At 35.1% G+C, this 22333-nt stretch carries 38 protein-coding genes; all 38 read right to left on the reverse strand.

The window, feature by feature from the left end; translation table 11 throughout:
- Positions 1–5: 5 nt before the first annotated feature.
- A complete protein-coding gene (locus tag AC1Q8N_RS26455) occupies positions 6–1478 on the reverse strand; it encodes a hypothetical protein (RefSeq protein WP_493521470.1) in 1473 nt (490 codons plus the stop codon).
- 93 nt (positions 1479–1571) lie between these two features.
- Positions 1572–2168, reverse strand: a complete 597-nt coding sequence (locus AC1Q8N_RS26460) for a YorH family phage-derived protein (RefSeq protein ID WP_098392857.1) — start codon at positions 2166–2168, stop codon at positions 1572–1574.
- Between the two features lie 82 nt (positions 2169–2250).
- A complete protein-coding gene (locus AC1Q8N_RS26465) occupies positions 2251–2514 on the reverse strand; it encodes a hypothetical protein (protein WP_098640114.1) in 264 nt (87 codons plus the stop codon).
- A complete protein-coding gene (locus AC1Q8N_RS26470; RefSeq protein WP_098392859.1) occupies positions 2507–2854 on the reverse strand; it encodes a hypothetical protein in 348 nt (115 codons plus the stop codon). Before AC1Q8N_RS26470 ends, AC1Q8N_RS26465 begins: the two co-directional genes overlap by 8 nt.
- Complete coding sequence (locus tag AC1Q8N_RS26475; RefSeq protein WP_098392860.1) at positions 2854–3264, reverse strand: hypothetical protein; 411 nt, start codon at positions 3262–3264, stop codon at positions 2854–2856. The genes AC1Q8N_RS26470 and AC1Q8N_RS26475 overlap by 1 nt, the downstream gene beginning before the upstream one ends.
- Positions 3265–3272: 8 nt before the next feature.
- The gene (locus AC1Q8N_RS26480) at positions 3273–3431 is read right to left on the reverse strand and encodes a hypothetical protein (protein WP_180228904.1); all 159 of its coding nucleotides are present in this window, start codon (positions 3429–3431) and stop codon (positions 3273–3275) included.
- 25 nt (positions 3432–3456) lie between these two features.
- On the reverse strand, positions 3457–3756 hold the full coding sequence (locus AC1Q8N_RS26485; RefSeq protein ID WP_016094882.1) for a hypothetical protein: 300 nt from the start codon (positions 3754–3756) through the stop codon (positions 3457–3459).
- Complete coding sequence (locus tag AC1Q8N_RS26490; protein ID WP_098392861.1) at positions 3753–3959, reverse strand: hypothetical protein; 207 nt, start codon at positions 3957–3959, stop codon at positions 3753–3755. Before AC1Q8N_RS26490 ends, AC1Q8N_RS26485 begins: the two co-directional genes overlap by 4 nt.
- Positions 3956–4123 carry a hypothetical protein gene (locus AC1Q8N_RS26495; protein ID WP_176523179.1) on the reverse strand — a complete coding sequence of 56 codons (168 nt, stop codon included), beginning with the start codon at positions 4121–4123 and terminating at the stop codon, positions 3956–3958. The genes AC1Q8N_RS26490 and AC1Q8N_RS26495 overlap by 4 nt, the downstream gene beginning before the upstream one ends.
- A gap of 6 nt (positions 4124–4129) precedes the next feature.
- Positions 4130–4279 (reverse strand): hypothetical protein, encoded by a 150-nt coding sequence (locus tag AC1Q8N_RS26500; RefSeq protein ID WP_176523180.1) that lies wholly within the window; start codon positions 4277–4279, stop codon positions 4130–4132.
- 13 nt (positions 4280–4292) lie between these two features.
- Positions 4293–4433, reverse strand: coding sequence for a hypothetical protein (locus AC1Q8N_RS26505; protein WP_176523181.1), 141 nt, complete (start codon positions 4431–4433; stop codon positions 4293–4295).
- 323 nt (positions 4434–4756) lie between these two features.
- Positions 4757–5179 carry a hypothetical protein gene (locus AC1Q8N_RS26510; protein WP_098392862.1) on the reverse strand — a complete coding sequence of 141 codons (423 nt, stop codon included), beginning with the start codon at positions 5177–5179 and terminating at the stop codon, positions 4757–4759.
- Positions 5180–5207: 28 nt separating this feature from the next.
- Positions 5208–5390 carry a hypothetical protein gene (locus tag AC1Q8N_RS26515; RefSeq protein WP_098392863.1) on the reverse strand — a complete coding sequence of 61 codons (183 nt, stop codon included), beginning with the start codon at positions 5388–5390 and terminating at the stop codon, positions 5208–5210.
- 399 nt (positions 5391–5789) lie between these two features.
- Positions 5790–6524, reverse strand: a complete 735-nt coding sequence (locus AC1Q8N_RS26520; RefSeq protein WP_098392866.1) for a sigma-70 family RNA polymerase sigma factor — start codon at positions 6522–6524, stop codon at positions 5790–5792.
- Positions 6525–6646: 122 nt separating this feature from the next.
- Positions 6647–7171, reverse strand: coding sequence for a hypothetical protein (locus tag AC1Q8N_RS26525; RefSeq protein ID WP_493521471.1), 525 nt, complete (start codon positions 7169–7171; stop codon positions 6647–6649).
- Between the two features lie 18 nt (positions 7172–7189).
- The gene (locus tag AC1Q8N_RS26530) at positions 7190–7999 is read right to left on the reverse strand and encodes a 3D domain-containing protein (protein WP_098392868.1); all 810 of its coding nucleotides are present in this window, start codon (positions 7997–7999) and stop codon (positions 7190–7192) included.
- A gap of 2 nt (positions 8000–8001) precedes the next feature.
- A complete protein-coding gene (locus AC1Q8N_RS26535) occupies positions 8002–9117 on the reverse strand; it encodes an AAA family ATPase (RefSeq protein WP_098392869.1) in 1116 nt (371 codons plus the stop codon).
- Positions 9118–9233: 116 nt separating this feature from the next.
- The gene (locus AC1Q8N_RS26540) at positions 9234–10295 is read right to left on the reverse strand and encodes a hypothetical protein (RefSeq protein ID WP_098392870.1); all 1062 of its coding nucleotides are present in this window, start codon (positions 10293–10295) and stop codon (positions 9234–9236) included.
- A 194-nt stretch (positions 10296–10489) separates the two neighbouring features.
- Positions 10490–10879 (reverse strand): hypothetical protein, encoded by a 390-nt coding sequence (locus AC1Q8N_RS26545; RefSeq protein ID WP_098392871.1) that lies wholly within the window; start codon positions 10877–10879, stop codon positions 10490–10492.
- A 401-nt stretch (positions 10880–11280) separates the two neighbouring features.
- Positions 11281–11553, reverse strand: a complete 273-nt coding sequence (locus AC1Q8N_RS26550) for a helix-turn-helix domain-containing protein (RefSeq protein ID WP_098392872.1) — start codon at positions 11551–11553, stop codon at positions 11281–11283.
- A 15-nt stretch (positions 11554–11568) separates the two neighbouring features.
- Complete coding sequence (locus AC1Q8N_RS26555) at positions 11569–12573, reverse strand: phage lytic cycle repressor MrpR family protein (protein ID WP_098392873.1); 1005 nt, start codon at positions 12571–12573, stop codon at positions 11569–11571.
- Positions 12574–13138: 565 nt separating this feature from the next.
- Entirely contained in the window at positions 13139–13474 is a 336-nt protein-coding gene (locus AC1Q8N_RS26560) for a hypothetical protein (RefSeq protein ID WP_098392874.1), read from the reverse strand.
- Positions 13475–14000: 526 nt separating this feature from the next.
- A complete protein-coding gene (locus tag AC1Q8N_RS26565) occupies positions 14001–15008 on the reverse strand; it encodes a helix-turn-helix domain-containing protein (protein ID WP_098392875.1) in 1008 nt (335 codons plus the stop codon).
- A gap of 247 nt (positions 15009–15255) precedes the next feature.
- On the reverse strand, positions 15256–15513 hold the full coding sequence (locus tag AC1Q8N_RS26570) for a helix-turn-helix domain-containing protein (protein WP_098392876.1): 258 nt from the start codon (positions 15511–15513) through the stop codon (positions 15256–15258).
- Positions 15514–15753: 240 nt separating this feature from the next.
- On the reverse strand, positions 15754–16341 hold the full coding sequence (locus AC1Q8N_RS26575) for a hypothetical protein (RefSeq protein WP_493521472.1): 588 nt from the start codon (positions 16339–16341) through the stop codon (positions 15754–15756).
- A 42-nt stretch (positions 16342–16383) separates the two neighbouring features.
- Positions 16384–17595 (reverse strand): ParM/StbA family protein, encoded by a 1212-nt coding sequence (locus AC1Q8N_RS26580; RefSeq protein ID WP_098640112.1) that lies wholly within the window; start codon positions 17593–17595, stop codon positions 16384–16386.
- Between the two features lie 503 nt (positions 17596–18098).
- Positions 18099–18248, reverse strand: a complete 150-nt coding sequence (locus tag AC1Q8N_RS26585) for a hypothetical protein (protein WP_016094904.1) — start codon at positions 18246–18248, stop codon at positions 18099–18101.
- 139 nt (positions 18249–18387) lie between these two features.
- Positions 18388–18570, reverse strand: coding sequence for a hypothetical protein (locus AC1Q8N_RS26590; RefSeq protein WP_016094905.1), 183 nt, complete (start codon positions 18568–18570; stop codon positions 18388–18390).
- 21 nt (positions 18571–18591) lie between these two features.
- Positions 18592–19194 (reverse strand): hypothetical protein, encoded by a 603-nt coding sequence (locus AC1Q8N_RS26595; protein WP_098640111.1) that lies wholly within the window; start codon positions 19192–19194, stop codon positions 18592–18594.
- 129 nt (positions 19195–19323) lie between these two features.
- The gene (locus tag AC1Q8N_RS26600) at positions 19324–19713 is read right to left on the reverse strand and encodes a hypothetical protein (protein WP_493521473.1); all 390 of its coding nucleotides are present in this window, start codon (positions 19711–19713) and stop codon (positions 19324–19326) included.
- A gap of 13 nt (positions 19714–19726) precedes the next feature.
- On the reverse strand, positions 19727–20161 hold the full coding sequence (locus tag AC1Q8N_RS26605; protein WP_493521474.1) for a hypothetical protein: 435 nt from the start codon (positions 20159–20161) through the stop codon (positions 19727–19729).
- Between the two features lie 10 nt (positions 20162–20171).
- Positions 20172–20534 carry a hypothetical protein gene (locus tag AC1Q8N_RS26610; RefSeq protein WP_493521475.1) on the reverse strand — a complete coding sequence of 121 codons (363 nt, stop codon included), beginning with the start codon at positions 20532–20534 and terminating at the stop codon, positions 20172–20174.
- A gap of 21 nt (positions 20535–20555) precedes the next feature.
- The gene (locus AC1Q8N_RS26615) at positions 20556–20909 is read right to left on the reverse strand and encodes a hypothetical protein (RefSeq protein ID WP_493521476.1); all 354 of its coding nucleotides are present in this window, start codon (positions 20907–20909) and stop codon (positions 20556–20558) included.
- 55 nt (positions 20910–20964) lie between these two features.
- Positions 20965–21288, reverse strand: coding sequence for a hypothetical protein (locus AC1Q8N_RS26620; protein ID WP_493521477.1), 324 nt, complete (start codon positions 21286–21288; stop codon positions 20965–20967).
- 30 nt (positions 21289–21318) lie between these two features.
- On the reverse strand, positions 21319–21477 hold the full coding sequence (locus AC1Q8N_RS26625) for a hypothetical protein (RefSeq protein ID WP_493521478.1): 159 nt from the start codon (positions 21475–21477) through the stop codon (positions 21319–21321).
- 10 nt (positions 21478–21487) lie between these two features.
- The gene (locus AC1Q8N_RS26630; RefSeq protein ID WP_493521479.1) at positions 21488–21718 is read right to left on the reverse strand and encodes a hypothetical protein; all 231 of its coding nucleotides are present in this window, start codon (positions 21716–21718) and stop codon (positions 21488–21490) included.
- A gap of 16 nt (positions 21719–21734) precedes the next feature.
- Complete coding sequence (locus AC1Q8N_RS26635; RefSeq protein ID WP_493521480.1) at positions 21735–21920, reverse strand: hypothetical protein; 186 nt, start codon at positions 21918–21920, stop codon at positions 21735–21737.
- A 21-nt stretch (positions 21921–21941) separates the two neighbouring features.
- The gene (locus tag AC1Q8N_RS26640) at positions 21942–22313 is read right to left on the reverse strand and encodes a hypothetical protein (RefSeq protein WP_493521481.1); all 372 of its coding nucleotides are present in this window, start codon (positions 22311–22313) and stop codon (positions 21942–21944) included.
- Positions 22314–22333: the final 20 nt, after the last annotated feature.

A 22333-nucleotide genomic window follows, 5' to 3' on the forward strand; every position in this document is an offset into this window, starting at 1 on the left:
ACTTCCTACTTACTGTTTCTATCATCTTCTACCATTGTGAACCCTCTTTCAATCCATGTATTTGTTGCCATATTGACTTCAAATACCAACATATTCAAGCCTGTGTTATTTGCTTTCCCTCGTCGGTTCTTAGGAACAAATAGAATCTGATATTTCCTCTTAGGGTCTAAGGTGAACTCTTCTTTTACCCATCCATTTTTAGCGAAAGGATTATTTTCATCTTTTACATAATGGTAGCACAGCAATTCATTCTTACCTTCTCTGTACTCAGATTGATAAGCCCAACGAGCCAATAAAAGTTGACCTGCTTCGTTCTTAATTTTCTTAGATTCACCAAGACACGTTTCATCTAGGTATCTGCGACCAATCGTGTTATCTCCAAGCTGTACGTTAATCCAACATCTCAGATTTAATCCTCCTGCATTTTTACGAGAAAGCTGATACATCTTCTTGATAGATTCGTAGAAACTTTCCCAACGTGAAGAATACATATCATCATCGGGTGGCTTAGCCGTATCGACAATGACACTTCCCGTCCCTCTTCGAGCATGTCTACGCATTACACGTTCAACATTTTTTGTTGTGTAGTTCTCTAAGAATACAAGAGTAATAAGCTTATCGTCACCCTCTGTGAATTGCTTCAACCATGCAGAAGCATTTTTAAGTTTCTGCTTTTCTTCTGCTGTAAATTCACCCTCATTTAACCTTTGACGGTCAATTATATTACCACTCTGTCCCATCGCCGTAATGAGTAGCATCTTCTTCCATTCCATTTCATCCTGCTCATTCGCAATGATAAGTAGTTTCTCTTTCTGTTCAATATGAGACATAATAACTTTGCTGATAGTGAAAGATGTTTTACCACCACCCGAATAGTTAGCTAATATGTAAGTAGTTCCTCGTGCAAATCCACTGAATATCTTTGTTAATTGTGGACTACGATAGAAAGGCATTCCTGCATCGACATTCTTATCCCAAATATCAATTGCTTCATCCATTCCCTCTAATAAACTACATTCATCGAACTTCTCACCTTGTGTGGTTTGTACGTTACTAACTTTGTCTACCCAGTAATTCCAAATAGTCTCACTGTCTAGTAATTTGTAGTCGTAGTTCCCATCTTTAGTAACGACTTTCTCACCAAATAGGTCGTATAATTCTTTGACTGTGTTGTACTTTTGAACTTCCTCATAATAGGCTTCAAAGTTCTCTGCACGCTGTTTTACCTCTACCATGACCTGTTTCATCGTATCGAATCCACCATAGCTATCGTAGAGTTTTACGTGCTTTTTACTTAAATCATTCAATGTTTTTTGAGTTGCGATATCATCAAATACACGGATATCCGCATCGAACATTGTTCTTCCTAACTCAAAAAAGAATCCCCAGTGTGGATTTCTGAATGTGGAATGATTCAGTTTTTCTTTGCTGTATAAATTGTAATACTCTTCGGGGTTTTGCCAAAACAAACCCGTCAACAGAGCTTCGGAAATTTCGGCTTCTTTAGCCAACTTTTTTATGACTTCTTCTGTGGTACTCTTTTTCGTCAATCGCTACAACTCCATTTCTAATTACAACAAATCTGAGATATCTACTCTCTTCGTTTGCTTGCTCTTATCGTATTTAACACTCGTAAAGAAGGTCTCAGATTGCATTTCTTCTTTTACTTGCTCTTGGATTGCTTTTCTTTGTCGTTTCTCACGCTCGGCTTTGCTTCTCACCTTTACGATGTTGTTAGCAACAATTGCTAATCCATACTGACACTCTTGTAGAGTTCCTTTGAAATCCTTGGTCTTCTTTGCCCACTCAATATCTGATTCACAAGCTTTGTATGTCTCAGCAATCAATTTGAATGGATAACCACGCTTAGTACGACGTCTCACTTTTCCTACTCGGATAGTGCCGTTTCGTAAATCTTGTAAGAATGGAACGAATCTCGATGGTACTGGGAATCCATAAACCTCTTCGAATACATTCCAAAGATAATCCCATTCTTCATTCTCCTTATCGGTGAATGCTCTCTGTTCTTGGAACGTCTCCCAACACTCTCCTTTGTGGTAGTACTTTCGGGAAACCTTACCCGACTTTGGAGATATCTTTTCATCCACTTCCATTTCTTCTCTCGGTGACTTTTCTTTACAAATCTGACACATCAACGGTCTTGCCATACTATTCCTCCTCTTTGCAGTGGATGCTATCTCACCATAATAAACATCCACTGATTTATGTATTTTACATTATTTTTTACACTTATAGGGAAAGCAATTTTACATTAAATTTAATGTGATTTAATTGTTCCTCATAGTATTTATCAATAGCTTCACTAGGCGTATATCCTTGCTTATAGAAGTCAAATATCGTAGGATACTTCCCGTCACTCGCCTTCTCAGCATACTCTAGGCAAGCTAATTGGAATGCATATTCTTCTGCTTGTTCTTGATTCTCAAAATGACATAGCCCCTTTGCTATGACGGTATCATCTATACTTGAATGATATTCGTATGTTTTAAGCATCCATATACTCCTTCATTTCCTTTGAAGTGATTTCAATTTTTAAGCTTCGGTTCAAATCTAAAATTAGACCGTCAAGGTTGTTCTGCTTGTGACTTTTCTTTAAGTACTCCATTACCTTAACTTTCACCGAATTTACCATCTTTTCTTTAAGATATATCATGGCTTTCTCCTCAAAATTACTGCTGTAATCATAGCTATTAAATGATGTCTCTAACATAGTAACTCTTTTAAATATATTGGATTCAAATGGGTTGATGAACCACATTCTGATACGAAGCCATTCAGTACCATAATCGAGCTTCATACGCTTTATTCTTACTTTAATTTTGACTGTATTCATTAGGACACTTTCTCCTTCTCATCTTTTATGGTTACGACGACCTTGCATCCTTGATTAATTTCTTTCATAATCAGTTCTAGCTTATGCTTCTCCATGTAATCACCCATATAATTACGAATTTCATTTTCTACAATCCTGTTCAGATGTTTTGTTTTCAGACATTCCGCAACTCTATCAAAAAACTTTGTTTCGGTTTCTCCAAACTCTCTCCCTATTACATATAACAATTCTTCTTCTCCTAATATAAAACTAGGAGGCAGAGACGGATAGAATATCTCGCTAAGTGTTTGTTTAAGCTCTAAAGGTATGAATCGTCTCTTTAATGGATTGATGAAACGTATTGTTACTCTTACACAGCTTCCTCTTGAATATTCACTTAGCTTAACCTTGACGCTTGCTATGATTTCCATATTCTCACCTATTTCTTACGGTATGTTTCTATTTTAATATCATCCTTTATATCTTCATATGAAGGCATTTCGTTTAATGGTACGCAACTATGTTTCACCAAATTTTCAAGCGTGAAGTCCTTCCCACATTCTTTACATTTGTATGATTCGTTATTTTTAATTGTCATAGTGTCCACCTTGTTATGTTATTTGTTATTCTACTTCGATATAAAACTCTTGACGTTCTTCATCAAAATGATGAGTGTATGCATTATCTCCTGTAGCTTCTACATTGTACACTGGAATACCAATTTCATTTCCATCCTTATGTAATAAAGCACCAATCAACTTCGTAGTCCCTAACTCTAAGCGGATAGCATTATATACAATCTTCTGTAGTTGAAGAGCCTTTTCTTCATCTAATCCTTCTTGCTTTTCACGTAGCCATTTAATTCGATTTACTGCATCTTCTGATGTTGATGTATAAAACTCTTCTGCATATAATCGTTTCATGTTCTTTTCTTCTCCTTGTCACCCACAAATTTTGCACATACTTCATTTACAAGTTCGAAAAATTCTCTATCACTTGTGATTTTATAGTTCGGAATATTTTTTGTTAGGGATTGAAATACAGCGTCTTTGACAGTGAAGTTAATGTCTTCTGTATGTTCATTTAAAATCTTTACTGCATACTCAACTATCAATTCCCTATTCATAATTTCACTCGCATAAATAATTCTAGTTTTTCTTTTCTTTCTGATTCTTTAACCTTTTTTATTTCAAGCATTTCCAATAGATTAAAGTTACTAAAGGTGTGTACTATCGCCTGTTTATCATTAATTAACATCCAAGTTTGTCTTGTTGTTAAATTTTCAAACATTATCAATCACTCCGCTTGTTTATTTATCCATTGACTGATTCTGTACTCCATTTCTTTCGTTTCCTTGAAAGCAATGTACATAAGGTGTGCAAACATACCCAACCATAAAGAGCCTGAGATTGCTATAATTGCTACAAGAGTATATGGTATCAACACTTATCCATCTCTCCTATTTATGTTCTTGAATTATCCTGATAGCATTCTTTAAACCTCTGATATGCCCACTATCCTTCTTGGCATTAGGTAACTGTCTTTCCTCAGCCTTTTTGATTTCCTTCTTTAATTTAAATAGAATATCTTTCTTACGCATCTCGATTCTCCTTGAATAATTTCACTATCAAAACGATAAGGACGATTAATAAGGAAAAATTGATAAAACCGAAAATATTCATATTGGACACCCCTCAAAAGCCTTTGATTTACTGCTATTTTTGGATCTGATTTTTCCCGATTTATTAAGTAAAATATCTCTTTTATTTAACTAGAGGCTCTGCTTTCAACACTTTGGAGTCTGATAAATCGCAACTCTGACAGAAAGGACAATTCTCAGGAGACTCCTCTAAATCGGTATAGAAAATCCTATTGCAAGCCTCTTCGTCACAGTGCCATTGATTAATAAAGTGTTCCATATAATCATTCTTCCTCTCCAACGAATTTAACTATTGTCCTACCTTCATGACCATGAATATGCTGTACTGACTGCACATTTGGATAAATGTTATGAGAGACGACATATGACTGTGACCACTCATGAATACACTTGCCACTAGGCATAACAACACCTTCCGCTACAATTCCAGTACCACTGACTCCACTGAAATCTTCATTTCTTTGCAGATAGTATTCTCGCAATCTATCCTTGCCTTTTGCTTTTAATGGCACTAACTTTGTACCTTTATCTCTATTGCAAACAAATTCTTTTACTTGTTCGATATTGTCATAGAATGATAATGTCTTTATGGCGCTAGTCCACTCCAACAATGTGATGTTTGATTTCAGCGTAATACCTACAGCTAAAACCTTGTCATGTTCATCTATAATCTTAAATTGTTCCAATGTTATTTCTCCTTCATAAAGGGTAATTTTATTTATTGATTGGTGTTAATTGCGATTCTCCGAAAAATAACACATCTTCATATCCATCAACGTCAACTGCATATTTCATGCTAGGCTCACGAAAATCATTAATATTCGCAATTACTCCTTCTGCTAGTTTGTTTCCATTCTCATCTATAATTACAACTTCATCATTTACTTTTAATTTCATTTTTAACACTCCTCATTTAGTGTCTGTTCTTAATTTTAGTTCTAGTTCAGCCTTCTTTAGATACAGTGTCGCTAATTTAGATTCTATAAACTCTACAACATCATCCTGACACACATTGGCTAGGTCAGACTCTAGGATGACTATATCTAAATTTATATCCTTTAATTTCTCTTCCATAGCGCTCTTCTTTAACGAGACTAACATTTGATAGGACACTCATTTGGAATTGGTGATTTATCGTACCAATCTAGATATTCATGTACATCCTTATTTAGTTTTGTGCAATGCACCTTTCTAACGTTCTCCCATGAATCTCGTGTGTACACCTTCGATACCTGAGCAAAGGGACACTGTTCACAGTTCTCCATTTCTATTTTTACTTGCATTTATTTCACCTCTTTATGCGACATTTTCAATCGAGTGATTGAACACTTTATTAATTTTTGTTGTACCATGATGAATTTGCATTGATACAGTTGCAGTACTCTTTCCCAACATCTTCCCAATCTCCGTTGGGGTGTACCCTTGTAACCGAAGTAAGATGCAAGTTCTTTGAGTTTCAGATACGACAGCTAATCGCTTGGAGAGTCCTGTTTTGAGACCTGCTAATTCCATATCATGATGAGCGTTCTCATCACTAATCATGTCAATTAACTTTCTACTCTCTCCTCTATTGCTCTCGCCCACTTTTATTTCAAGGCTCATCACTGTCATATCCATAAATGACAAAGCTCTTTTCATAACTTCATCCGACGCATCAAATTTCTTCTGAACTTCTTGCAGGGTTTTCTTCCCCCGATGCTTACGCATATATTTCGCAATCCGTGTAACCTCGTAACTCACTCGAACACCTTTATATGTACTTCGCACTGCATTATAGATTTCAGTTCGAATATATCTAACAGCTATTGTTGAAAGTTTACCTTTTGATTCGTCATGAGCATCTAATGATTTCATCCACCCAATGATTCCAAATTGCATTAAATCATCGAATGTGTATCCATGTGTCTTCTCGTAATAAGGATAGTAAGTAAAATATTTATGTATCGTTTCAGCTACTAATTTATATCCATTTTCGGGTAATGTTAAATCTTGTTCTTCTATAACTTGTAGTTCATCTATTTGCACTGTCATTTTCCTCTATTCATTATTTTTTACACTTGTATCATATCAAATAGGAAAATGCATGTCAACTACCAATGCATAGAAAAAGGAGATAAGTTCATTATTTTTTACACTTATCTCCTTGGTACTTATTATTTATTCAGTTGGTACGCCTCTTTGTGGCGAATATTTGTGATAATGATATCTACAATAAAATCACTTGTAAGCTCTTCCGTGCTTAGACTCAATACATCTAACTCAGAACCTACGATAATACGCTCAAATCCTTTGTTAATCGTATCAAACATATTGTCCGCTATTTCCTTCTCTTCACGCTCCTGTTTTCGCTTAATAAGCGTTTCGGGGCTTGCATGAAGGTAAACCACTAGAGCCTTCTCTTTCAGTTGTTCTTCAAGGTATTTAACTTCCTTTTCACCTAATCGTGAGTAGCCATCATACAACTCTGTGTATACGAGATTTGACATGTAATATCTATCAACAATTAGATTGTCAGCGTGGTCAGCAATTCCTTTTACATACTGGAATAAACCCTGAGCAGGAAGCTGTGCAATTAAGAATGAGTTCCCTTTAACAACGCCATATTTAAGCCTCTCAGCTAGCTTCTCAGCAATGGTTGTTTTAAAATTTAGCTCATTCCCCTCCAAAATAATAAGCATATGTATTCCCCTTTTCTTCTATTTAATAATACGAACCTTCGCACCACGTTTACCGATGCTGTTCATTTCACTTGCACTACCGACTAGAATATCAATCCTATTCCCTTTAATAGCTCCGCCTGTATCAATCGCAATGAAACGTCCATATCCTTCTATTTCTACAGTTGAACCTAACGGAATTACAGATGGGTCTACAGCAATGATTCGTTGTCCATTGTGATGAATCGTATTCGTGATGTCGTGACCGCTTTTCGTCAATACTTTACCACCATATGTCCCACCGTTCTCTGACGGATGATTTGTGTAAGCTGTGATAACAAAATTCATCCAATTACCACTAGACTCACTCTCTTCTTTTTGAGGTGTTGGAGCTGACTGCATTACGGGAGCTTGTGCAGGCTCTTGTTTCTTTACTTCTTTGGGTTTCTCTTCGGATTTATTCTGAATAGGAGTATAGCTCACTTTTTCTAGTGAGCTAACTTTATCCTGTAATTTTTGCTTGTCCGATTCGAGTTCAGAAATCTTAGCATCTCTTTGCTTGATTTCTTCTTCAAGGTTAGACTTTTGCTGTTCTAAGTCATTCTTCATGTTGTCTAAGTCTGTTTTTTCCTTCTCTAACCCTTCAACCTTCTCTTTTGAAGACGATAGTTCTCCCTCGATTTTTTGAATTTTGGAATCACTCTCAGTTAACTTCTCTTGATATGATTGAATCTGTTGCTGTGTGGAATTATAATAATCATATGAAAGTTTGCTAGCAGTGCCAATTACGACAACCGCTAGCAGAGTAGTTAAAATAATAAAGAGCTTTTTCTTGCTAAAGGTGGGCATTATCAGCCGATTAATTCCTTAACAGCTTCCACACCTTGTTTTAATACGTCTACATCTTCTACACTTGTGTAGTCAGTAGTACCTAGAGTCTTCTCAAAGATTCCTTTTAATTTACGCTTTTGAACTGGTTTCAAAGTACCAATGCTCTCTTTCAACCAAGCGTGCATTTCTTCTGCTGTCATTTCAGCCTTTTGAGTTTTAGCGAACTTCTCAGCTTGGCGCTCAGTCTCCGCTTGTTGCTCAACTTTTGCTTTCTCTACAGCTTTTTCATCGTTATCATATTCCTTTAGAACTGCATTCTCAAATGCTTCTAAGAACTCATCAACGCTGTTATTGATTTTGTCAGGCATATGACGGAAACGTGAACCACAGATTACATTACCTTCTGAACGGAATCGTAAGTAACGGTCTGATTTAGCGATACCTTTCTTAGCTGTTGTTACTAAGTCACCATAGATGATTAAGTCACTTTCACGAAGGATAATGTCTGATGTTTTACCTAAACAGTTAAGTGTAGTTAAATCATAAGAAGAACCATCACGTTGCTCGACTTTCTTTGTTTTACTGTGACCGATGATGAATACTCCGAATCCTGCTTTCTTTAAACGGTCGATTTGCTCATAAATTGCATCTGCAACTAAGTTGTAGCCCTTACCGTATGCGATATCAGAAATATCCTCAATTTTCGCAGTAGACTTAATCTTCTGTCTTTTGATGATATGCTTTTCCGCTAAGTCCTCAAGAGCTGTAATTGTATCAATAACAATTAGCTTGTACGGAATTGTCTTACGGTTCTCAATTAACTCATCAATAACCTCAACGAATCCCCTTGCATCATTGTCAGTCTTCTCTTCTTTTGTTTCTTCGTCCTCATCTTCATCTACTTCATCTACATACTCGAAAACAGAGATTGGAAGTGCATGGATTCCATTTAAAGCTTTATAACCTACTTCTGTACCAAGTAGTAACATCTTACTTAAATCTCCACCGTAATACTTCTTAGCTAAATCATATAGAAATGTTGTTTTACCAAACTTACTTGGTGCAAACAAACACATGAGATATTGTTCTAATTCTGCTTTGACTTTATTCGGGTTTAATGCATGTAAAAATGACATTCAATCACGCTCTCTTTTCAATTATTTTTTATATTTGTGGAGAAGAAAAGGACATACTTCTCCCCTCCACGTATGTAATTCATTATTTTTTACACTTGTAAGTATAAGTTAACGGCTTACCACAGGTCGTCTCCGTCTTCTTTGTCATCGCCAGTGTCAGCAAATGGATTGTCATCGTTAGCTTCCTCAGCTTTTTCTTCTTCTACTGGTAGAACGAAGTCTTCTTCTTTGTATTTTGCAGTAACAAATGATTCAGCTTCTACACCTTCGATTTGAAGTTCGTTTGTGTACTCTCGTGAAGTACGTTTCTCAAGAGATTTATGCTTCTCTTTACCTACTGTAGCAAACGGGTTCTTCTTATCTACTGGTTTTGCATCTGTTTCCTCAGCCTCTACGAACTCCACTCGGTTTACTACTTTACCGTAAACTTTCATGAATGCACCGAATTTAAGCTTCTTAAACGCTTTGATAAGACCTTCTAAGTCCTTGTCATTGCCATCAATGATGAATGAACCATTAGCAAACTTACCGCCATATCCGATTGTACGACCAATTACCTTAGCCTTCTTCGTTTCACGGTCAACTTCCATGTCCACGAATACCATTTCTTGCTCAAATACTGCTGTCTCTTCGAAATTTTCTGCCTCGAAATCAATGTCTTTCTTTAGTAATCCTAGAGATTTCATGACAAAACGTTTTTGCTCTTTCTTCTCGCCATCTTTCTCGTACTCAGAGATTTCAATCTCACCGTTCAAGTAGATGTGCATTCCATCTTGAAGCTCATTGAAGATTTCTTCAACTGCATCATAAGGATGTAGATTTTCAGCAATAACCTTTCCATCTTCGTCACGTTGTAAGCCAACTCGAACACCGAATAAGTGATAACCGTCAGGTAAGTTGTCACGGCTTTCAAATGGGAAGCGCTTTCCTTCTTTCTTCTTCATATTGTAAGCGTATACTTCATCTTGCTCCATACCGAATAATTCAACAGGTACTTCATTCTTTTCGCCCTCAGCATCTTTTGTGATTACTGTAAAACGTAAGCTCTTGTAAGGCTTTCCTGAGCCTGTTTCTCCTTCTTTGAAAGCATGGTCGCTATCCATACGAGATACAACCCCTTGTAATTTGATTGCACTCTTAGTTTGTTCTAATACTACTTCTTCTTTCTTCTTCGCCATATACTGCACTCCTTAAATTCATTATTTTTTACACTTGTAAAGAAAACAAAAACCTCTAATTTATATTAGAGGTTGAAAGAAGCCCTCCACACAATAAATAACTTTTCATTATTTATTACGTTTAAAGGGCTTTTCCTTAACAACTGCATTCATTATATCATTCATTTGTAAGCATTGTCAAATTGGCTTTTATCTTACGGCAACATTTTTGCCAATTTCATTGCTCTCGCATGAACGTCTTTCTTATGTAATAAGAAGATATCCTTTGGAGATAAGTTATTCTTCTTTACAATACTTTGGAACAAAGCGAAATCATCTGCATTCAAGTCAAATCGGAATAATTTTACTAGAGAGATGTGAGGGTCTTCACCATAGAGGACTTCAAAATCCTCGAAAGAAATGCTTGCGTTGCGTAGTTTATACATTCGCATGTCGAAGAGATGTTCCCATTTCTGTTTTTCGATATCCAATACTTCACTGGTGAAATATTTTATATCGTCTTCGTCATCAAACAAGACTGAAAAATCTTTCTCCTCTGTGTGAGTTAGTCCTAAGATGAGCGAAAATTCTTTCAAATCCTGCATTGTATCGACTTCCTTCCATTATTAAATTTTCTGACCACTACGTTTAATTAGTCGAATAATAAAACATTATTACCTAATATGTACGTATAACAATTTTCATGGCTGTAACCCAACAGCCAAAATTATGTAATTTGGCATATAGATGCATTCACCGTTCCTTTGAAACTGAGATGAGCGACGTCCGACATCAACCAAATATAACAACATTTGTTAAAAACCTTATATAGACCTTAATGATATTAACATTCAATGAAGGATTTTGCAACGATTTTATGCATATTTTATCCATTTGTTAAATACTTTTTCATTATTTATAACTTCTGTTGTAAGACGAGACACCTTTAGCTATACTTTTGCTAAAGGTGTCTCAGCAATAACAGCGGTTCGACATGGTTGCTCCATCATTCTTCACCTTCCTCCGCTGTCGGCTTTAATTCGAAGATATCTTTAATATCTATCTCTAAGGCTTCGCAGATTACATATGCATAGGTTAACTTCCACAGGTTTTGTTTATTAATTAGAGCAATGAATCCCCTGTATTTGATATGAATGCCATACTCATCAACAATTTTCTCCCACAATTGCTTTGCATTCATATTTTTTCTTTCTAAATACATTTTGAATTTATCTTTATTCATCCTTGCTTCGAGTTTATGTTCAACTTTATAACCCATTATTCGAATCGCTCCTTACTTGTCTTGTCCTAAAAAGTCACCATATAATTCTTTTATGTTTTTAACATTACAATATTTTTTCATTGGATAGAAATTATTAATATCAAATCTAATCGCTATATTTTTATAATCTTCTGTGCTTAGGTAGTACTCGCCTTTTTCTTCCATAATTTTCTTAGCCATATATAATTGACCACTTTTTATTATACTTTTAGTTTTTAATTGAGGATATCCTAGAACTTCACCAATTAAATTAACACGTCTATAAATAACAGATTCTTTAATAGCTTGATGATAACTTCCTGTTCTTGTTATAGAAGGACGGAATACATATTCATTATCAACTAATTCAGTAACAGCACGGATATTCTCTCTTTGTTCCATATCTCCGTTTTTCTTCCAATATCTCTTCTCTTGCATAGCTTGTTCTAACATGAGTATAGTACGAGCATCAACTTCTGTGAAAGCTCCGCCAATATTTAAAGGTACTTTTGTATCTTCTATATCACTATTAAGACCCTTTTCTTGCATAAACTCTAAAGCCTGTTCTACGTCTGACTTTTTTAGTTCTCTAATTTCAATAGCTTTTTCTCCACAAATTCCTTCAAATAATAACCTAATTATTGCTGAGTCTTGATAGTTATAACAATCTGATTCGATTTTTAATAATTGTTTTTTAGTTATATATAAGTTCTTTACATTTTCACTGATATTTTCAAACCATTTAGCGCTAACATCTAATAGAGGATTTTTAGTTTGTTTGTAGTTATTTTCTACTGCCCACTTCATATACGCTGAAATAACACGACCGTAAACTTCTGTTGCTTGTGCGCTTCCACGTAATTGAATTAAAAGCTCTTCAATTTCTTCTAGTGTAAAATCATATAAATCTTTATTTAAAGTTTCTTCCATTATTTCGGCTTTAGTGAAGATTCTATTGTAGTATGATTTAGTTGTATCGTTATTATAATTAGTTAAAAATAAGTCTTTTACATTTTCACCATTCTTTAGCTCATCCATTTCGTACCACTTCTCCTTTATAGCTTTGTAACTTTTATGTTCCTTATCTTGCTTGTGACTCAACTGTTTGAGTTGGTCTAAGCTGACTATCTTCGTAGTCTATGTATGTATGTGTGTGTGTATGTTCGCTGACTCTAGTCAACAGTTAAATTATACCATATCTAAAATCCATTGCCAATACCAAGTTTCCTTATTTTTTCCATTTGTCAAGATATTAACAGTAGATTTATACACTGAATGTGTATTCAAGATATATTATAGATGTTAATTTAGCGATATAGATTGTGTGTGTTGCTTTAACATCCTATGTTTTTACGTCTATAAATAGTATACATTTATAATATGTACACTGTCAATGCATTATCGTCGGTTTTTGATGTTAATTTATTATTATTTACACTATATGTTTGATTTTAATTATTTTTTATATTACCGACTTAGATATATATATCACATGAGACCTTCGCATTCAAGTAATAAAAATTTAAAGTAACAAAAAAATAAGACAGTGTAATACTGTCTTAATAATTGCCTTTACATATGAAATATATTAGTAAATATTAACCTATTTTTGAGAGTTAGATGCTGTTTCTGTTTGAGGTGTCTGAGAGGCTATTTGAGCGTCCATTTTTTTAAAGGCTATAATTTCATTTAATTTCTTTAGAATAAGTCCTAGAGCCAAGAATAATGCTCCTACAAGCAATCCTGAGAATATCATTGTATATCCATATAAGCTATATGACCTTGCTATTCCTTTATATACTTCGTTATAGAACTCTAACTCATAATAAGATTCTTTCATCTCATCTGCTACGTTTAAATTGGCATTTCCAACATTCATCATTATTAGGCATGAAATAACTCCGATTGCTATAAATATAAAGTGTAAGTATCTCTTCATTAATTTAATTCTCCTGCTGTAATGTAATATTTGTTAAATACATTATAACAATCAATAAAGTCTATGGTCAATCTGAGTAATTGTATATTCAATGTATTGGTTTTGAATGGATGATTTGAAGATGATTTTTAAATGCAGGCGAAGCCTATATATTAATTAATTATTAAGGTCTTTTTAAAAGATTTGTTTTTTTAAAAGAATATTGTCTTATTATACTATCACCGTGTGATAGGCGGTCGTGTATCATGTGGTGATAGGTGGGTACTATCATGCTGTGATAGGCGGAAATTTCGTGTATCATCTCCTGATAGGCGAAAAACGTGGATAATTTTAAAAAATCTGTGGATAAGTCGCCTATCATGTGGTGATATGCGTCGCCTATCATACTGTGATAGGCAGTGTATCACACGGTGATAGGCGGAAATCGTTTCGTGTATCATGTGGTGATAGGCAGTGTATCATGCTGTGATAGGCGGAAGAATTATTTTTCTGAAAAAATAAAAAAGCAAGAGGAAAATCCCCTTGCTTAAATTTCTACGATATATTCATCGTGTGTTTTGAATATGTATGTTGTATCTTCTACGTTGAATCCGATTTGCTTTCCAACTTCTTCAGCGATAATTGTCTTAAACTTATCTTGAACGTGTGTTTTAGCAAAGTCATGGGCGCATAACACGTAGACTGATTTTTTCTCTGAATCTAATGCAAGTACAGCATCCTTAAACCAAACATCGAATGATGGTTTAGAAATTCTGCTTTGAAGAGATGTGAGAATCTGCTCTCCTGCTTCGATGTACTCAGGAGCAATTTTTTCTCTTATGTATGTTGCTTTATTTTCTTCTGCAATCTTTTCTTTGGCTTCACGAATCTGAGATTTGCTTCTAAATAACTCAGCGTTTTCAATTAACCCTTCGATTACTTTACTGTTTTTTAGCTCATTAGTCGCAATGTCAATATCCTTATAATCTTCCATATATGTATCATGGTCTTTTTTTAGTTTAGCAGGCAATTCTTCATAAAGTTCATTGGTTAATAAAGGAACAAACCTTCTAATCTTGAATAGAGGACTCACAGAGCGATTGTTATCCTTTGTATCACGTCTGTTAAAGATGACAATGAAGTTATGCTCTTCTAGAGTCTTTAGACATCCTTTTACAAAGTTCTTACTCTTCTTCATCTTCAATGCAATAGTGTCTATGTCAGGGAAGCAGAAGTCTTTTTTGCCGTAAGCATGACGTCTTAGATGGATATACACTTGAATGCAATCTGCACCTAATACAGCTCCCCAAAAGTCTAACAGATAGTTTTGAATCATAGTGAAGTCTTCTGCATCTAATGTAGGAACACATTCACCAATTGAGTTAAGATTCAATGCTTTAATCTCTTCGAACTCTACAATACGTTGCTCTCTAATTGGTACACGTCTTGAGCCATTTCTAGTATTTTGAGTTGTGAATTGTCCTGTATGAACCTCTCTGTAGTGGAGATATCGTTCGTTTTTATATCCTGCATATAAATCTTTGTTATTTTCCATCTGTGTTTCCTCCTAAATGTGCTGTCTAGGAGCTTCACTCATATTTACTTATCCCATTGTTTATGATATTATAAACATACAAATCTAATGCTAACGAGTGTTGTATCTACTCATTTGAGTGAAGCTCCATTTTTGGGATGCTTCGTAGAAACAACTCTCTCCAATACCCATTCATAAAGTTTTGGTTGGTCGCCATTTCAACTTTGAGAATGGGTTTTTTCATGGTCTTTTTTGCTCCTCACATCAATCATAGTGCTACGTGAAGCTCATATATGTTTCCCTCACGCTTATATTCAGAGCGTGAAACCTTTAAGAACCCCTTGTCCTCTAATGATTGGATGAATTTAATAACACTGCGACGAGTCAATGAACACCTTTCAGCTATGATGTCTTGTGCCACTGATACTTTAGTACCATTACCTTCTACACATAAAGCTAATAGAATCAGCTTTTCATTAGCGTTCAATTCCTTCATTTGCATGATGCTGTTCGCTACATGTGTCATGTTCTCACCACCTCTAATGTGCATATCGTTCACATTATAAATTAAAAAATAAGCCTTGAATCAAGTTTACATTATTTATTACATTTGTGCAACAGAAGATTTGTAGAATCATAATGAAATTTGTAACCATTTGATTTTACCTGTCAAATCGTATCTCTAGCACTTTCATAGTATAGCAATCCTATAATCCACTGTCAATGGATTATGGATAAAAAAAGAGAGATTATAATAATCTCCCCTTTATCTATTCAAATCACCAAGTGAAGGCATTACAGCAGGCTTACTTACTGGTGCTTCTTTCTTCACTTCAACTGGTTTTTCTTCTACAATTATTCGTTTAGGTTGAGCATCTTGACGCTTCTCTTTAATAACTTTTGGCACATCTAAACTGCTAACCTTCTCTTCTTCTACTTCTGTAACTTCCTCTGCAACCTCTTGTACAGGCTCTTGTACAGGCTCTTGTACAGGCTCTTGAGGTGGTTCTGTAACTTCCACAGTCTTTGCTTCAATTGTTGAGGCTATTTCTTCTACAACCTCTTGAGCAGGTTCAGATTGTGTTTGTACTGGTGTTACTTGTGTTTTTGCGACAGGAGTTGGTATTTGCACAGGTGTAGGATTGTCCAAATCGACCATTCCCATCTCTATCATAAGTTTAAGTTTTTTAACGTCTATATCCCCGAACTTTTGCATGAAATAATCTAAAACAAATCGGAATGAATCTGAGAAGTTATCTTGGTTATTGTACCAATCAACGAATTTTTGGTCGTCTACTCCGAACTTATAGATGATAGTTGAACCGACTTGTTTATCCTTTTTAGTTGCACTCATAATTGTAATACCCTCCTGTTAGTCAAAAGCAAAAGACGTAATTTACGCCTTCTGCTTCTCTTTCTTAGCCATGTGTTGTTCTTTAAGTTGTGGAAGTAATACATTTAAGAATACATCCATACCTTCTACGTTGATTGTTGTAGCATACTTCTCAGGAATCCATAAGATTTTACCACGGCAATCATCTGCAACTGCTTTAAGTGGGCTATATAGCTTGTCTTTCAGCGTGATAGAACCACCACCGAATACAGAGATTAATCGAGGTTGTTTTCTAGCTCCATGAACAACTAATTGCTCAACAAATTTATGAATTAGCGTTGCTTGGTCTGATGAATTGTCTTTCAGTGTAGCAACTGCTTCTACATGGAATGCATCATCTGAATCTTTTACGATTTCCATGTATTCATGTCGTGTTAAAGCAGGGAATCTCATTGCCTTCTTGAATACTGGAAGAGCTTTAGTGATTGCATAGCCAACTCCTAAATCATCTCCACCACTTAAATCATCAATTTGTTTATATCCTTTTAGGATTCCAACGTCAGTTGTTCCCTCTCCGATATCAGTTCCACAAGTCATTTTCATATTGAACACATCTTCACCTGTGAAGCTTTCTAATTGATATTCCCATTTTAACTCTTCGAAAATATCATCGTTTCTCCATCCACCTTTGTTATCAAGAATAAGTGCGTAGTTTGCACATGCACCCTCTTGTAATGCATAAACAAATTCGAAAGTGATTGATACTTTTACGAATGTTGTACCAACGTGAACCATTACTTCGTGTGTATTATTCATAAAACGCTCTTCAAAGGCTTTTGCCGTAGTTGCGTCGTATTCTTTAATAGGTAGAGCTGTTACCATGTCTACGTTAAGTTCAATACTCTTAGGAAGTGCTTGCTTCTCTTCATATCGTTGCTTAACTGCTAAGCCTGCTAGGAAGCCCAGTGTATTGATGATAGGTAAATCTGATGTATGTTTTTCACTCTTCGTGATTGTTAAAGAATGTGCGTAATCTGAGTTGTAAGCACGTTTCCCAATGAAGTAATCTCCATTGCGGTCAATTGCACTTGATGTGATTGTTACGTATAAGTTGTCCATTAAAGCAGGAATGAATAATGAAGGGTCTCCTTCAACTACTGTTTTTGGACGGTCGATAGAATAGATATTTGGTTGAGTGAATAACTCACCATTTACTTTTAATGCTTGCTCACTATTACCATTGTCGTTTGAAACCTTAAATAACATTTTCACCATTTTTAAACATCTCCTATGTATATGTGTTAACTACAACTCCAATTATATCAAACTAGAGTGCATAGTCAATAGATTTTTATATAATATAAAATTATATTACATTATATAATATTATATAATACTAGATTCACCATTTTTAACCACTTCCATGATTTAAAATCCCTATTTTATTTAACAGGTTGATTGAAATTTGGATACCTCAGAGCAGGAAATGCCCTGAGACATCCAATTAAAAACTCTCATCGCTTAAAGTTCCCTGTTCCTTTATAAATGCTGATTAGAGTATTTATGATGATTAGCACCAAGACAATAATTAATCCTATATTGAGTACTGTTTTTAACCAGTCATCTTGAAAGAACTTCTCGAAAAACAAGAAGTAAGAAAGAATAAACGATGTTAACAATGCATCTGAATACCTCTTGAAAGTCTTCATATTGTATCTTGAGTGATAAGTTGCTATACTTGTATAAACAAGGGGAGGTAAACTCCCCTCGGCTCAAAATCACTGACGTTTATTAACGTCTTGGCTCTCGTCTTGGCGGTCGGTAGCATTGATTTTGGGCTTTTTTACTTTTTCGATTATTGTCATGCTCTTTTCGATAATCGTAAGAGCAGTAGCAATAATCCCTAGTATTATAGCAACTTTAGTCACTCTATTACCTCCTCTCTTTAGGATACTCTTAGTATACCAGTAATATAATCCACTGTCAATGTACTTATTCAATATTTTTTGCATTTATTTGTTGATATAAAAGAAAAGAGCATCTGAATTAATCAGATGCTCTAGTAACTTACTTGCCTCTTAGTTCGGCTAATCTATTAGGACTGAAAACCTCATAGCATTCATTACAAATCTTGTCACCAGTACTTGTACCGAATAAGACTTCTTTTTGGAAGCTAGGATGCGGACACTCTTTATTAGGGTTCTCCTCTTTCCATTTCTTGTTTAATTCATCGGCTTTCATATAATCCATATTAAATTCCTCCCGTTTTAGTTATTTAGCAAAACTAGAATGTAGATTCTGTTTTCGCTTCTTCTCTCGGCTCAACTTACGATATTCTCTCACGAAATTATGTTTATAGCCCTTATTTCGCTCTTTAATAGCTTCTAATTGTACTAGTAAGCTATTAACTTCATCCGTTACGTATTCCATGTCTCTGTACTCTCCGTGTTGCATGAAACTATCAAATGCAAACGTTACGTTTCTTCTCATAGCATCCATTGCAGGTACTAAGTCCATGAAGTGAGCCGTATCGAATCCGAAGTACCAGTATTTCTTTTTGAAATGTTCGTGCCATCCACCTTTACTTGCAAAAGTGATACCGCCATGAACTCTAAGGTTAGATGCTTTACCATCCATTGCCTCAGCGAACCAAGGATGTGTTCTATCTACACCTACATATCCATTTAAGTTACCCATTTGCATGTTTCTGAAAACAAAAACGTGGAATCCGTTTCCTTCATGGATAAGTTTGAAGTCGGGTTCAGTTTCCCATTTATGCTTTACTGCTTCTTCTTGCATTACTTTCTGTGCTTGTTCTACTTCACTTATTTCCTCTTCTTGTATCTTGAACAGAGGAATGATGTTGTCTTTCATTGTTCCACCTCTATATTAACATTCTTTGTATTCTTAATTGACTCTATAATCCTATCATCACATTAGACTTCATTCAATACATTTTTCATTATTTTTTGCATTTATTTTGAATGGATAAAGAATACTTAATTAGTATTCCTTGTCCATTAATTCTTTTAGAGAGCCTACAACTAGTCTCAGCTTTACAATTTCGTCTTCATCTGCTCTTGTATTCGTTCCAGTTTTGTAATTACTCTCTGCACGGTTTAACTGCGTCTGAGCTTGCTCTAATGACCATTTCAAAGCCGTGATGCGATGTTTAGCATAGTTTTCTTCAACAATACATGCAACCTGTGTCCCATCCTCTTCAAAATAGTGTTGCTCTACAAATCCTGCTACTGTTTCTGCTCGCTCTTTTGTTCTGTAAGATTGTGCATCTACTTCGCTACTGATTAGAGTAACGTCCCATACACCTTGTTCTTTGTTGAATCCAACACCTTCTGCTACATACTTACCAAAAACTTTTAACACGTAACTCATATTCTCTCTCCTCTTACTTAAAATGTTTGCGATAGATATCATTATCGCTCTTTGTTCCTTTGATTCCATCTCCATCATAATCTCGATTATAAGGGTTATCTTCTTTCGTCGTAGTATCTGAGTCTAAGTGAGAAACAAACCAGTATCCACAACCTATTATCATGAATACGAATATCAATTTAATCAGATTACTAAATATTTTGGAATCAGTTTTAGGCAGATGACTTCTACCCTCTTGCACTTTTATGTATTTAACGACGCCCTTATCATTTGATTTCATAAATAGTGTTTTCTTTTTGCCACTCTGCATGAAGAGAAAGCGATGATAACCTTCTCTATCCTCATTAGAGACTTCATTATATCCGAAGTCTCTAAAGTGATTGAATACAGCTTCTCTATTGAATGGCTTGTTGTAGAATGCCTTCTTGATGTTCTGTTGAAAATCCATTTATAGCTCCTTATAGAGAATAATCGTAATAACTAGAAGTTTCGTAATCATAAAGCGAAATAGAGTTCTTTCTCACTGCACCACTAAAATGTTGACAAGAATCGTAATCGTATCCCGAAAACTTATCGCCATTAAATTTAATATTGACATGTTTTGAGGTAGCGTAGTTGAAAAGTGAGAAGTCTCCACTCCGACCGTTTCCGCTCATATGTTTATTGGTTCTGTGGTCGAAAACATTTATTTGACTATCTTTCACATCACCACTAATACTAATGTAATTATTGTCTTCATAAGAATAGACACTGCTTTTATTTAATTTACCGATGTATCGTCCTACTATATACGCTACTACATCTCTTGTTTCTTTAATCATCTGCATTATCTCCTATTCTTGTTAAAACGAATATACTTTTGCTGTTTCTTGTGCTCTTGCTATTAGTTCATTACTACAGCCACTATCGTTGAATGCCTGTATTAATCTCTGCATCTTTATTTCGTTCTCAACATTAGGAAACTCATCATAAAGCATACCAAAACCTGCTTGAGCCATAACCTCATAACCTAAGTCCTGTCCGCCACATGCATTTTCGAATAGATATTGTGCGTTTGTTAATAAATTTGCTAATCCCTCCACGGATTCACTCTCAGGTTTTTCCCAAATTGATTCCCAAATGGACTTAGCATTTCCATAGTATGCCATTATTTTATCGTTACCTGCTAATAGATTCATAGTAGTGTAAATTGACATGAAAATTCCTCCTTATTTTGTAAGTTGTCCTTTCCAATATTTTACCACAAACAACCTATTCTTGTAGATTGTTAACTTCAAATCTTGTAATTGTAATTACTTTCTTTGTCACTGTTAGCACTTCACCACCAAAGTATGCCTGAGCTTGCTCTAGCGTGTCAATTATCTCTCCTTTGTCATCGCATAAGTATTTCGGAGCATTTCCCCATTTAGGCGATAGACCACCGTAAAACTTATATGCACTCTCTATGTTACTTGTGAAGGAGAAGTTGTCCACGTCCGCGTCCCACTCTTCCCATGCGTCGCAAAAGTATTCATCTCCCACCTTTAAAATCATGTAGGATATTTCGTTTTTATTTGTGCTTTCTATTACATCCATTTAACCGTTACCATCCTTGTTCACTCGTTATCAAAATTTGTTTTTAATAGCGTTTCTAAGAATTTCTGTTTGAATTTCATTCATTAACAGCAGGATTTCTTCTGTGCTTAAATACTTATCTTGTGTTGCTTTGACCAGTGCTTTATACACTTCATCTTTTGCTTCGTAAAAGTCTTTTTGACTTGCCATTATATCCCTCCTATCTTGCGGTTACATCTACCTCGTAAGCTCGTTTAACGATAACGGCTTCTTCTACGACTACGTAATCATGACCTTTATCATAAAAGTGGTAATATTTATCATCGTCGATATCTTCTACATCTACTACGTACTCTGTTACTCCTCTATTCGCTCGTATACCTTTTATATAGTAATCTGCTTCGAGCCATTGCTTGAGTGTGTTACCTTTAATTATTTGAATGCTATCCATGTTCATTCATCTCCTTTTAGTTAACTGCTTTTGTTGTAACTACTACTCTTTGTCCACCCACATAATCTGCTTCGACTCCCTCTTTCCAAGTCATAGCTGAATTTTCATATACATTGTAAGTAGATTCACCAAAGTTTGATTTGATAGTTTTAGTAGCAACTACTTTACCCATATCCTTCGATTTACGTGATAGCTTAGCCATTGTACCTCTCCTAATTTAAAATCAGAATTTGTTTTTATCTTTTTGGTCATCAACCACTTTTAGTCTTGGTTTAGTGATGTCTTCTCCTACCGTTAAATCATAGAGTAGCTGTATTGGATTCCCTTGTCTTGAAGGTGGAGCTTTTGAGATAGTATCAAACAATTCACCAATAGAAGGAGGAGTTTTAACTGGTTTTACCTCTTCTTCATCTCTTACAAGTTTTCCATTTTTATAAGGTAATGGATTTGTATACATGCCGTTGACGAATTGGTAAATTTTTAATTCATAATAATCTTCCTTGTTCTCTAAATACTCACCCATTTCTAACATCGTGAGTCCTTCTTTAATTTCCAATTTTGATTTTGAAGTTTTTTTAAATACTACTCGGAACATGTAAATCCTCCTTTCTTATA

It is taken from the genome of Bacillus sp. GW823-FHT06B01, assembly GCF_058952315.1.